Annotated in this window: 12 protein-coding genes; 4 read left to right on the forward strand and 8 right to left on the reverse strand. The window is 39.0% G+C overall.

Annotated features, from left to right (window positions below):
- Positions 1–157 precede the first annotated feature (157 nt).
- Genes AC1Z3S_RS13735 through AC1Z3S_RS13755 form a run of 5 tightly spaced genes read right to left on the reverse strand, consistent with a single transcriptional unit; the run spans position 158 to position 4543 of the window.
- Positions 158–1231: an ABC transporter substrate-binding protein gene (locus tag AC1Z3S_RS13735; RefSeq protein ID WP_461740829.1), complete on the reverse strand. Its 1074-nt coding sequence runs from the start codon at positions 1229–1231 to the stop codon at positions 158–160.
- Positions 1231–2070, reverse strand: a complete 840-nt coding sequence (locus AC1Z3S_RS13740; RefSeq protein WP_265455288.1) for an ABC transporter permease — start codon at positions 2068–2070, stop codon at positions 1231–1233. Before AC1Z3S_RS13740 ends, AC1Z3S_RS13735 begins: the two co-directional genes overlap by 1 nt.
- Positions 2067–2879, reverse strand: a complete 813-nt coding sequence (locus AC1Z3S_RS13745; protein WP_461740830.1) for an ABC transporter permease — start codon at positions 2877–2879, stop codon at positions 2067–2069. The genes AC1Z3S_RS13740 and AC1Z3S_RS13745 overlap by 4 nt, the downstream gene beginning before the upstream one ends.
- A gap of 11 nt (positions 2880–2890) precedes the next feature.
- The gene (locus AC1Z3S_RS13750; RefSeq protein ID WP_461735758.1) at positions 2891–3976 is read right to left on the reverse strand and encodes an ABC transporter ATP-binding protein; all 1086 of its coding nucleotides are present in this window, start codon (positions 3974–3976) and stop codon (positions 2891–2893) included.
- Between the two features lie 24 nt (positions 3977–4000).
- On the reverse strand, positions 4001–4543 hold the full coding sequence (locus tag AC1Z3S_RS13755; protein ID WP_461740831.1) for a helix-turn-helix domain-containing protein: 543 nt from the start codon (positions 4541–4543) through the stop codon (positions 4001–4003).
- 411 nt (positions 4544–4954) lie between these two features.
- On the opposite strand from AC1Z3S_RS13755, the gene AC1Z3S_RS13760 reads away from it, so the two are divergent.
- The 4 genes from AC1Z3S_RS13760 to AC1Z3S_RS13775 are packed head-to-tail and all read left to right on the forward strand — an operon-like array spanning position 4955 to position 7885.
- A complete protein-coding gene (locus AC1Z3S_RS13760; RefSeq protein ID WP_461740832.1) occupies positions 4955–5944 on the forward strand; it encodes a YhdH/YhfP family quinone oxidoreductase in 990 nt (329 codons plus the stop codon).
- Between the two features lies 1 nt (position 5945).
- A complete protein-coding gene (gene coaB / locus AC1Z3S_RS13765) occupies positions 5946–6695 on the forward strand; it encodes a phosphopantothenate--cysteine ligase (RefSeq protein WP_461740833.1) in 750 nt (249 codons plus the stop codon).
- Positions 6692–7240 carry a phosphopantothenoylcysteine decarboxylase gene (coaC, locus tag AC1Z3S_RS13770; protein ID WP_461740834.1) on the forward strand — a complete coding sequence of 183 codons (549 nt, stop codon included), beginning with the start codon at positions 6692–6694 and terminating at the stop codon, positions 7238–7240. Before coaB ends, coaC begins: the two co-directional genes overlap by 4 nt.
- A 15-nt stretch (positions 7241–7255) precedes the next feature.
- The gene (locus tag AC1Z3S_RS13775; protein WP_461740835.1) at positions 7256–7885 is read left to right on the forward strand and encodes an ECF transporter S component; all 630 of its coding nucleotides are present in this window, start codon (positions 7256–7258) and stop codon (positions 7883–7885) included.
- Between the two features lie 133 nt (positions 7886–8018).
- Here AC1Z3S_RS13775 and AC1Z3S_RS13780 read toward each other — a convergent pair whose 3' ends face one another.
- The 3 genes from AC1Z3S_RS13780 to AC1Z3S_RS13790 are packed head-to-tail and all read right to left on the reverse strand — an operon-like array spanning position 8019 to position 12647.
- Entirely contained in the window at positions 8019–9359 is a 1341-nt protein-coding gene (locus AC1Z3S_RS13780) for an MFS transporter (protein WP_461740836.1), read from the reverse strand.
- A gap of 13 nt (positions 9360–9372) precedes the next feature.
- A complete protein-coding gene (locus tag AC1Z3S_RS13785; protein WP_461740837.1) occupies positions 9373–11352 on the reverse strand; it encodes an alpha-L-rhamnosidase-related protein in 1980 nt (659 codons plus the stop codon).
- A gap of 11 nt (positions 11353–11363) precedes the next feature.
- Positions 11364–12647: an MFS transporter gene (locus AC1Z3S_RS13790; protein ID WP_461740838.1), complete on the reverse strand. Its 1284-nt coding sequence runs from the start codon at positions 12645–12647 to the stop codon at positions 11364–11366.
- Between the last annotated feature and the right edge of the window lie 39 nt (positions 12648–12686).

The following is a 12686-nucleotide window of genomic DNA, read 5'->3' on the forward strand; positions in this document are numbered from 1 at the left end:
GATGTCGCAACGAAAAATAAACCGTAAAAGAGAACGAGCATTAGCTTTTTCTCTTTTGCGGTTATTTTTTTATAGATTGACTGCAATAAAAAAAGGTCAACAACCAACACTGTGCTAAAAGCCGTGCTGATTATGGACCTTTTTAATTTTTTCGCCATTAATTGCGATACATCTTAAATTCCAAAAATAAATCATTATAAATTTCCAAATACTCTGAGCCTAAATCTTCATAAACTTCGAGATGGGATAAGGTGTCATCATCTGGATAAAATTGCTTGTCACCAGAAATTTCTGTTGGTAGCATCGCTTCAGCTACTGAATTTGGGGTAGCATAACCGATGTATTCGGCATTTTGAGCGGCGTTTTCTGGTTCTAACATAAAATTGATAAAATCATAGGCGCCTTGTTCGTTGCGAACTGTTTTAGGAATCACGATATTATCGAACCAAAGATTTGAGCCTTCTTCGGGAATAACATAATGCAGATGTTCATTCTCAGAAAGCATTTCAGCAGCTTCTCCAGAAAAAGTTACCGCAACGGCGCTCTCTTCATTAATCATATACATTTTAATTTCATCGGCGACAATCGCTTTGACGTTGCCGGTCAAGGTGTTTAACTTAGCAGCGGCTTCATTTAGCTGACTCATCTCTTTACTATTTAAAGAGTAGCCCAAACTATTCAAACCGAGCCCCATCACTTCTCTGGCACCATCAATCAGCATAACATTATTTTTTAAAGCGGGATTCCATAAGTCGTCCCAGTGCTGAATATCTTCTGCGTCGACCATTTTATCATTGTAAATAATCCCTAATGTTCCCCAGAAATAAGGAATCGAATAATTATTACCAGGATCAAAGCTTTGGTCTAAAAAGCGAGGAGCAATGTTTTCCAAGCCAACAATTTTACTCAGGTCTAATTTTGTCAACAACTCTTCGCTCATCATCCGTTGAATCATATATTCACTAGGGATAGCGATGTCATAGCCGGTGCCCCCTTGTTGAATTTTGGTCATCATCGCTTCGTTTGAATCAAAGGTTTCATAATTGACTTGATAGCCGTATTCCTCTTCAAATTTAGTCAGCAACTCAGGGTCGATATAATCCCCCCAGTTATAAATTGTTACCACATCGGCGCCGGCCATTCCGCTGGAGCGCTGCAGCTGATTAATGCCTAAAAGTAAAACAGCAATCACTGCAATAATTCCAATGACTAAAGAATATAATTTTCTCATTAGAAATCAGTCACCTCCTGTTGTCGCCGATTGCGACGAACTTTTTTCGAGGTATTGTCCTTGCTGATAAAATAATAGCCTAAGACTAAAATCATCGAGAAAATAAAGACCAAGGTACTCAAGGCGTTAATTTCTAGGCTAATGCCTTGGCGAGCCCGGGAATAAATTTCCACAGAGAGTGTGGTAAAGCCGTTACCGGTCACAAAGAAAGTTACCGCAAAATCGTCTAAAGAATACGTGAAGGCCATAAAATAGCCAGCGATAATCCCCGGTGTTAAAAAGGGCAGAATAATATTTTTGACGACTTGAAAATTATTCGCTCCTAAATCGCGGGCGGCATCAATCATCGAATCATTCATTTCCTGCAATTTCGGTAGAACCATCAGCACAACAATTGGAATACTGAAGGCAATATGTGACAGCAGAACGCTTAAAAAGCCTAAGCTAAAGCCACTGAAAAGCGTGCCAATAAAAGTGAAAAAAATCAAAAAACTAGCGCCGATAATAACATCCGGAGAAACCAGTAAAATATTATTAAAGCTCAACAAGGTGTTTCTTTGGCGTCGTTTTTTTGTGTAATAAATCCCCATTGCGCCAAACGTTCCGATAGCGGTCGCAATTAAAGCGGATAAAAAGGCCAGCATGAAGGTTTCCAGCACAATGATTAATAAACGTGTGTCAGCAAAAACCGCCGCATAATTGTCCCAAGTAAAACCAGTGAAGCCATTCATACTGCCGCCGTCATTAAAAGAATAAAAAATCAGATAAAAAATCGGTGCATACAACACGAGAAAAACGATGGCGATATACAAATTGGACCAACGAAATTTCTTTTTCATTTAAACTCGCCTCCTCGTTTCTTCTTTTCACCGGTGAGGGCCATCACACCAAACATGGCAATAATTAAAATCACACCGATGGTACTCCCCATGCCCCAGTTTTGCGTTACTAAAAAATGTTCCTCAATTGCCGTACCTAAAGTGATCACTCGATTGCCACCGATTAAACGGGTCAACATGAATAAGGAAAGCGACGGGATAAAGACCGCTTGAACACCACTTTTCACCCCATTTAAAGATAAGGGGAAAATTACCCGCCGGAAGGTTTCAACTCCATTTGCCCCTAAGTCACGACTAGCAGCAATCAAGCTGGGATTAATTTCTTCTAGCGCATTAAAAATCGGCATAATCATAAAGGGCAGCTCAATATAGGCCGCTACAAATAGAAAGCTAAAATCTGTAAATAAAATCTGCTCTGGTCCAATGCCAAACACGCTCAAAAAATTATTGACCGAGCCATGCAAACTGAAAATACCGATAAAGGCATAAGCCTTCAATAATAAATTGACCCACGTTGGTAAAATAACTAGCATTAACCACAGCTGGCGGTGCTTTAATTTTGTTAAAAAGTAAGCCATCGGATAACTGACCAATAAAGTGAATAAGGTAATTAAAAAAGCATACCAAATTGAGTTCAATGTCATCAATAAATAAGTTGAAGAAGTAAAATAGCGCTGATAATTTTCTAGAGTAAAGGCGCCATTGGTATCAAAAAAAGATTGGTAGACAATCAAGAGTACTGGGGCAATTACAAAAAACAGCAGCCAGATATAATAGGGAATCGAATAAAAACGTTTCATACTAGTCATCTTGATGCCTCCTACTCTTCATAGCTTTCTAAGCGGGCATCGAAGTCTTCTTCGGATTCATTAAAGCGCATCACATGGATGTCTTCTGGCTCAAAGGAAAGACCGATTTTACTACCCTCTTTGGCTTTTCTCGTTGAATGAACCATCCACTCATTGCCCTGCTCGTCATAACAAATAATTTCATAATGGACGCCTCGGAATAATTGGGTATCGACTTCCACCATCAGTTTGCCCATTTCTGGTGTTGTTAAAGATAAATCCTCAGGCCGAATCACAATCTCCACCGGTTCGTTTTTCCGCATACCGCCATCGACACATTCAAAGCGTTTGCCGACAAATTCCACTAAATAATCCTCAATCATCGTGCCATTGACAATATTGCTTTCACCAACGAAATCGGCAACAAAGTGATTAATCGGCTCATCATAAATATCCACCGGTGTTCCGCTTTGCACAATTTCACCTTTATTCATAACAAAAATTTCATCACTCATCGCTAAAGCTTCTTCTTGGTCATGGGTTACAAAAATAAAGGTGATGCCTAAGCGCTGTTGTAATTCCCGCAATTCATACTGCATGTCTGTCCGCAATTTTAAATCTAAAGCAGACAAAGGCTCATCTAATAATAAAACTTTCGGTTCGTTGACAATCGCCCGGGCAATCGCCACCCGTTGTCGTTGTCCGCCTGACATTTCAGAGATTTCACGATTTTCATAGCCCGCCAGCTGCACCATTTTCAAGGCGTCATTGACCTTTTGGGTAATTTGGCTTTTGGATAATTTTTTTATTTTTAAACCAAAAGCGACATTTTCAAAAACATTCATATGGGGAAACAGAGCGTAATCTTGAAAGACCGTATTCACCGGTCGCTTGTTGGCCGGGATATCATTGATTCGCTGGCCTTCAAAAAAAACATCGCCACTAGTCGCTTCAGTAAAGCCGGCGATAATTCGCAAAATCGTGGTCTTGCCGCAGCCGGAAGGTCCCAGCAGCGTGTAAAATTTGCCTTCTTCAATTTCAAAATTGATATTTTTTAAAACTTTTTCATCCTCGTAACTCTTAACAATCTCGTTAAAGGTAATAATTGTCCCCACGATTGCGCCCCCTAAAATTATTTTTTCTTATAAATATGATTCCGTCGCCACAATTAAAATACGACTTTTACCGCGGCTATGATTTAAAACTTGATGGCTTTCAGTCGCCTCGTAATACAGCGACTCACCTTTTTTGGCGAAATAACGAGTTTCTCCTAGCCGCAGTTCAATCGACCCCTGTAAGACGTAGATAAAACTCTCAGAAAGTGATGGCGGAAATTGTTTATACTCGCCGCTTTCTTGAAAAGTCACCAAGACCGGCTCCATTTCTTTTTCATTGGAGTCGGGAATCGGCCATTCCAGCTCATAGCCGTTTTCTTCATCGAGGTATTTCGTAGCCTCTTCTTTTTTATAATGGACTTTGCGCCCCGCCGTTTCCTCTTTAAAAAATTCCTCCGGCGTAACCCCCAGCACTTCTAAAATCGAAAAAAAAGTTTCCATTGAAGGCGAGCTTAAGTCCCGTTCTAATTGAGAAATATAGCCCTTGGTGAGATCTGTTCGCTCGCCAAGTTCCTCTAGCGTTAAATTTTTTTGGACCCGTAAATTGCGAATTTTTTCGCCAATCTGCATTTTTTTCCTCCAAAAACCAAAAAAGTTTTCTAATACTAAACTTTCAGTTTACTTTTAGTCCCTATAACAGTATACGAATTTTTGCTAAAAAAACAAGGACTTTGTTAAACTTTTTTTGAAGTGTTTAGTTTATTTACTGCAAAAATGAAATTCTAAATATTTAGAGAAACTAAGCTAAAACGAGGAAGAAGCCTGCAAAATTATGTTACAATTAAACAAAATATCCACAGGCTGTTACTTAGGCTCTTCTAGTTAAACTGACCAAATTATTTACTTTTTAAAGCGGCATTTCAGCTGATTACCAGCATAATTTTTTATTTTGCAGCTTTAAATAGAAACCTTTGGCAAGTTTAAACTAGATTGACTGATGTAACAGTCGCCAATAATTAAAAAATAAAAGGAGTTTTTGAAATGAAACACTACGAAGCTTTAACGGTCAAAGATGAACCAGTTTTTACTCTAGAAAAAGAAACGTTGTCAACTGAAAATTTGCCAGCCGGCGATGTCACCTTTAAAGTTGAATATTCTGGCGTAAATTACAAAGATGCCTTAGCCAGCATTGAAAAAGGCGGCGTCATCCGTCAATACCCGATGGTACCGGGAATTGATGCCAGCGGCGTTGTTTTAGATAGTCAAGACCCCGACTTCAAAATGGGACAAGAAATTATTGTCACCAGTTATGGCTTTGGTGTCAGCCATCCCGGTGGTTACAGTCAAATTCAAAAGGTTCCCGGCGAGTGGGTCGTACCTTTACCTGAAGGCCTAACTTTAAAAGATGTTATGAAATTTGGGACAGCCGGCTTCACCGCAGCTTTAGCAGTTCAAGGAATTGAAGAAGCTGGTGCGAAAAAAGACAGCCGCATTTTAATTACTGGGGCTAGTGGTGGTGTCGGTAGTATTGCGATTGCCATGTTAAAAAAATTAGGCTTTGAGCATGTGATTGCTGTTTCCCGCAAAGACTCAGCAAAAAATTGGTTAACTGACTTAGGGGCAACTGAAATTGTCACACCGGACAGCCTAATTCCTGAAAAACCAAAAGCTTTGAACAAACAAAATTTTGACTTCGTAATTGACACAGTCGGTGGCGCTTTGGCCAGCGCCTTAATTCCGCAAATTCAATATGACGGAGCGATGGCTTTATGTGGTAACGCTAGCGGCATCAAGTTAGATACAACTGTTCTGCCTTTTATTTTACGAGGCGTAAAACTTTTAGGTATTGACTCTGTTAATACACCAATGGCAAAACGGCAACAGATTTGGCAACGGCTGGCAACTGATTTAAATGTAGCCGATGTTTTGAAAGTCAATGAACTGGCCTTTGATGAACTGCCAGCAACTTTTGAAGCACTTTTAGGCGGTACCCATGAAGGCCGCAGTGTTGTCAAAATCGCGGTGGACTAACATGAGAATCTTAATCACCGGCGGCGGCACCACCGAGCCGATTGATCAAGTCCGTTCTATTACCAATCAGTCAACCGGCCGCTTAGGACAAACGCTTGTCACTCAAATTTTGGCCAAAACTGATTGGCAAGTGGATTATATCACCACGCCAACGGCTTTACAGGCACAAAAAAATCCCCGCTTGGAAACCTTTTGGATTTCCGACACGGCGGATTTATTGAAAATGCTAACGGATTTAATGACCAAAAATCACTATGATGCAGTGATTCACAGTATGGCGGTCAGTGATTTCACCGGTGAAGCGGCCTTTTCCCAGGCCGCCTTAATCGAAAAAATGCTAACGGAAAAACCTGAGCTGACAACAGCTGGTCTGGAACAATTCTTTGATAGCTTGAGTCAGACACCGTCAACAGAAACTAAAATTTCTTCAGATACTCAGCGGTTAATTTTAACGTTACAAAAAACGCCGAAGGTTATTGCGGAAATAAAAAGGATTCAACCTGAAACAATTTTAATCGGCTTTAAATTATTAGTTGCAGTACCGCCAGCAGAATTACTGGCGGTGGCTGCAGCCTCTTTAAAGAAAAATCATGCAGACTTTATTTTAGCCAACGATTTGACGGAAATTTCCGGTGATCAGCACCACGGCTACCTCTTGGCAAAAGACGGCAGCGTGACAGAAGCTTTTACCAAACCAGAAATTGCCGACTTATTGATGGCGAAAATTTTAGAAACGAGGCAGGCAAAATGAAAACAGTTCTTTTAGGAGTTTCCGGCAGCATCAGCGCCTTTAAAGCTGCCGAAATCACCAATGAATTAACCAAACTTGGTTTTCAAGTGGATGTGATGATGACCAAGAGTGCCCAAGAATTTATTACGCCTTTAACGATTCAGTCCCTCTCTCATCGCCGGGTGCATATGGATGTGATGGTGGAGCCAGATCCGGCTCTAATCAATCATATCGAGCTCGCAAAACGGGCCGACTTATTTTTAATTGCGCCGGCATCAGCAAATATTATTGGTAAATTAGCGAACGGAATCGCTGATGATTTGCTTTCAACAACGGCCCTAGCTATCAAGTCAGACGTACCGAAATTAATTGCGCCTGCTATGAATACATATATGTATCAAAATCCTGCTATGCAGCGGAACTTAACCACCTTAAAAACGGACGGTTATCAAGAAATTGATCCACGAGAAGCCCTTTTAGCCTGCGGTGATTTTGGTCGGGGCGCCTTGGCAACTACAAAAGATATCGTTGACCAAGTGTTAAAAAATTTAGGCACACCGGTTTAGGGGAAGGATTAAAAAATGAAACGCGACACACAAAAATTTGTTTTAACAGCGATGTTTTTAGCCATCATGATTTTATTGGCGGTGACACCGCTAGGCTATATTAATCTGGGCTTTATGAATGCGACGACAATGCACATTCCAGTTATTATCGGGTCGATTATTCTAGGGCCGAAAATCGGCGGCGCTCTCGGTGGTGTCTTTGGTATTACCAGTATTATCCGTAACACTGTGATTCCAAATCCATTATCCTTTGCCTTTACGCCCTTTATTCCTTTATACGGAAGTGAACACGGCAGCTTGCTCTCACTAATCGTTTCGATTTTACCCCGTATTTTAATTGGCGTTGTACCGCATTTTGTCTTCAAAGCACTTAATAAGCGCTTAAAGGGAAAAAAGCAGCCGCTAACTTTAGGAATTGCGGGCGTTGCCGGCTCTTTGGTCAATACGATTTTAGTTATGAACCTCATTTATTTTCTTTTCCAACAGCCTTATTCAGAATTGATGGGTGAAGCCGGTACTGCTTTATATGGCGTCATCCTCGGCGTAATTTTTGCCAATGGAATTCCTGAAGCGATTGTTGCCGGAATTGCAACAGCCGCTGTGACCGCTGTTTTGTTTAGAGTGGTGCGGAATCCTGAGTTTTAGGTGGTTGGGATCAGATAGACCAAACTTCAGTGGTAAAGAAATTGATAAAACATTTCTTTTAAATTAAAAAAAAATCCTGTAATATAAGTTCATTCTAGAACTTCCATTACAGGATTTTTATCTACAGTCTTTTCTAATTTGTGAGTATTTCTTTTTTTACCAACAAAGTTTTCTGTTTCGCTTTCCGCATACCAACTACAAAAACTACTGCTGTCAGTATATATAGAACAAAAGGTATCATAAATGTAGCAATGACGATTCCTAAATTACTTCTAGCCGTTTGATTTTGATTCGCAACATAACCAAAACTACTCAGAATAAAGCCGGGAACTGCTCCGCCAACGGCCATTGCAAACTTCATAATTAATGAATTTAAGGAAGCAATGAGTCCGGCTGTCTGAATGCCCAGCTCTTGATGAATTAAATCAACATTTTCAGCGGATATACTATATTGAATAGTGTTGATTAAACCTAAACCAAACTGAACAACTAAGTACATCAGATAAAATATCAACAAATTGTGATTTAACACAATTACAGCAAGTAAAATCAAGCCATTCATAAGTAAAGCTATGGTGTAAACTTTTTGTTTACCATATTTTTTAGCTAATTTGGGAACCAAACTCCCAGCAATTACTGCACCTAACATGCCTATCAAGCTAGCTAAACTAAAAACTCGCTCGTCACCTAAAATATAGGTGACATAATACAAGATAGAACCACTAAATATATTGTTCGCTGCTGTTACAAGTAGCATTGACAAAAACAAAGTAAAGACTGACGGAATTTTAATAATTTTTACCATATCAGAAAAACTATATTTTGTTTTTCCTTCTTGTTTCTCTCCATCTTTGGCGCTGTCAAAATCTGATTTCTCTTTGACACTCATCGCTCCTACAATTGTAAAGAACAAAACGGTGATGACGGTGCCAGTAATCAAAACAATATACCCTTGCAATTTACTAGTAAAACCAGCAATTGTTAGCGGCGCTATAATATTTAACAACGTAGGTCCAACTGTATACGAGACTCCCTTAATCGAAGATAAAACGTTTCTTTGATTGTCTTCTTTGGCAAGAACAGGAATAAGACTATTTAAGGGAATATCCATCATATCAAAGGTGACTCGCAGCAATAAATAAGAAACAGCGATTACTAAAACTTTTGCTTGTGGGATTAAAAGTGGTGCAAACCACACTAATAAATAATTTATACAACAGATTATTGTACCCAGAATTAAAATAGGTCGGTATTTGCCAAACTTAGTCTTAGGAAAACGGTCAATTAGAAAGCCCATAATTGGGTCGGTTAAGCCATCCATCAACCTAGAAACTAAAAATAAAGTCGCAACTGTTGCCGGGCTAATCCCGATAACATCTGTATAAAAGATTAGCAAATAAGTATTGAGTAGCGTCATAACTGGTATATTTCCTAAATTTACTAGGGCAAAACCAGCTTTTTCTTTCAATGTCATGCTATCAGCTCCTTTATAATATGACTTGGGCTTGCAACAATTTTAAAGGTTCGTTCTGAGTTAAAGTATAGTTTTGTTGATTAAACACTACAGTCCCGCCATCTCGTGTAGCAAAGATGACAATCTCATCACCTTTTTTCTCAATTGTCACTTGGCCATTCTTCACAGGTAACGTGAAAGAAACCTCATCAAACTCGGTCAAATTAGGTGCTACTTCAAAAGATTCATAACCTGGGCTAGTTGGTTTTAGTCCTGCAAAATGGCGTCCAAGCAAGTAAATCGGACTCGCCCCCCATGCGTGGCACAAGCTTTTACCAAATGGATCTCCATACATCGCATATGCATCATCCCCAAGCTCATTAGGATTAAATTCTTCCCAAAAAGTAACAGCTCCTCTTCTCAGCATACCTCCCCAATACTCTTGAATAATAGTAAAAACTGTTTTAGTTTCTCCCAGTTTACATAGCGCATCTTGCTCAAAAAATTTAAAATAGGGTGTTGTAATCTGTGTGATATCATCATTTAATAAAACATTATTTAGTACACTGGCTTCTTCTTTTTCGGTAAGAAAATCAAACAATACTGCAAAGATATTTGCGTGACGAGTCACATGACGGTTTCCAGATTCATAAGAATCTATAAATGAGCCCAGCTCGGCATCCCAGAAATATTCCATCAGATTTTTTTTCAGCTTATCAAAAGCTTCTTCGTAGTGGCTGACTTTTTTTCCTAAAACAGCGCCGCAATGTGCCATTGATTGATAAGCCTTTAACAGCAGGACTTGTTCAGCCGCAAGCGTCCCTTTTTTATCCATTTCAGACCAATCAATGAAAATCCAATCTTTTTCTCGCCCATAAATAAAGCCTAATTCATTCGTCTGCTTTTCAAGGTAATTCATCATGGTTAACATTTTCTCATAGATTTGTGACAAAAATTCTGCATCACCGGTCATCATATAATGATTTTCAATTCCAATCAGCCATAAAATGGAATAATCAACAATGGTGTTCATATGTTGCTTTATTTCATTTTGTCCTCTTAATGCCAGCATCGTCCGTTTATTAATATCCTCATCAAAAAATAAATATTGATTGATTAAATAAGATTGATACGCATCCCCAGACCAAATCCAGCGGTCTCGCTTAATACCATCAATAAAAAATAAATCGCTACAGAGTTTAAATGTCTCTTCAGACACTTGCCAAATTTTATTGACTAAAGAGTTATTAGAAGTAAATTGCGCTCTTTTATTAATAGGCAAGTATTGGTGGTTAGCTATGATATCGACATTTTCTGGGACAACTTCAGGAATAAATAGATAGCGAAAAGCTCTTTTTCTTGGCACTGTTGTTTCAATTGCATTATTTTCTTTGTAATAACACATGTCAACATCCAAAGCTTCTGCTTCAGACTCTCCATAGCAGATAGTAACTGGTGTTTTACTTACCAATTTAGTGAAACGATGAGTTCCAAAGACTGCTCGACCAAAATCAAAGAGCGTGCCACCCTTAACTTCTGTCTTTTCTTGCCAGTCACAATCTATTTCCGTATATACAATCTCATTTGGATTTTGGTTTTGCGAGTGAAACATTTCGCTCCAACCAGCTGGCAATTCTTGGATAAAATTGCTAGCTTGCCAGCCAGCATCACTCTTTACAACTTCCCCTTCTATATAAATCGTCGGCAATTCATTGAGATTACCGATAAATACCCGGATTTTATTCTTTCCAGCAGGACAAATAAGTTTTGTTTCTAAAGGGAATTTTTCCCCATTAATTTCAACATAACCAATTCCAATCCCGTGGACAATAAATTCTGTACTTTCCTTCAAGTCATAATATCTTTTAAATTTCACATTTCTATGACAATCATCTTGATACCAGTAAGCAGGCCAATCAAAGCCGCGTTCCTCCCTCGAAAAGTTTTGCAATAATCCTTGTCGTATTTCAAAATCTCCTGGATACCATAACCATCTCGCCTGTGTTTTTTCCATTCTTATCACCTCTACAATTCTTCTGCTAAATGTGTTGTCGCTATTTTATTTTTGCGTTGTAAAACCATCATAATTCCACCCGCTATGGCTGCTATTAACACAATAGCCGCAAAGCCAAACATTGAATATTGAATATTTTCTGGTGCTACTAGATAGGGGGTAATAAAGGCAAATAACCCACAGCAAATTCGTGAAAAGCCATTAATAAAACCTTGTAATGACGCTCTTGTTTCAGTTGGAAAAGATTCTTGTGTCCAAACTTTATAAATAGCTTCACCAGCCATTGGATTGCCAAAATTGTAAAAGGCAATCGTAATTGCTAAGGCGATAAACCCAGCGCTCCCGCCAATTAAAGCCATTCCCAACATCGCTAAAAATTGAACCGCTGCTCCGATAAAGAAGGCTTTATTTCGATACTTGCCGCCAGAGACTGAGGCAAAAATAATTGTCGTAATTAAAGAAATGACATTTAGTAAAATTCCTAAGCCAGTCGCCTTTGTCTGAGTTGCCCCAGCATTTGTTAAAGCGTATGTTTGAAATTGTCCCCAAGTATTAGCTAATAAATTCCAACATACATAAAATGTTAAGATAGCAAGGAAAAATCCAAGATAGCGATTGCTTTTACTGAATAGAACTTCTTTGACAGATTGTTTCTGACTGTCTTTAGTCACATTTTTAGCTTGGCGCAGGATACCTTCTTCATGGAAAGCTTTGAATTTTTTGGAAGTTGTCCGCCAAATCCAAGTGATGAGAGAAAAAACTGTCAATATTGCAAAAACAATCCGAGCTCCTAAAACGCCTTCAATTCCAGATAATAAAAATGAACAAATATATGAAATAAAAATCCCAACCTGCCAGAAAATCTGGGTTGAAGAAACTAACCGTGCAGAAACTTGTTCATTTGGCGCATCATGGGAAACAACTGTTAAACTAATCGGTAAATCGGCTCCTGATGCAATCCCCATCACCGTTACTCCGATAAGTAACATAATAAAGTTGTTCGAAAAGACACAACAGCCTGCACCAATAGCGTAAAAAAGATTTAACCAATTAAATGATTTGAATAAACCAAACATTTTAGAAATTTTACCAGCAAATAACGAACCAAAGGCAATAGCAAAAGTTAAGACTCCAGAAATAATACCAACCTGGCCAGCTGACAAATCAAGACCTCTTTGCCAAACGGGAATTGTGGCAGATAAGCCAACAATAACTCCTGATCCCAGCATGGAACCTATCCCAGCAGCAGTTGATAGTGGTGCGTATTTTTTATAAAGCTTTGTTGAGTTTTCCATTTCGTGAACCCCTTCTTTCTTTGTTGACCTTATATTAAC

The sequence above is a fragment of the Enterococcus sp. LJL90 genome (assembly GCF_056924355.1).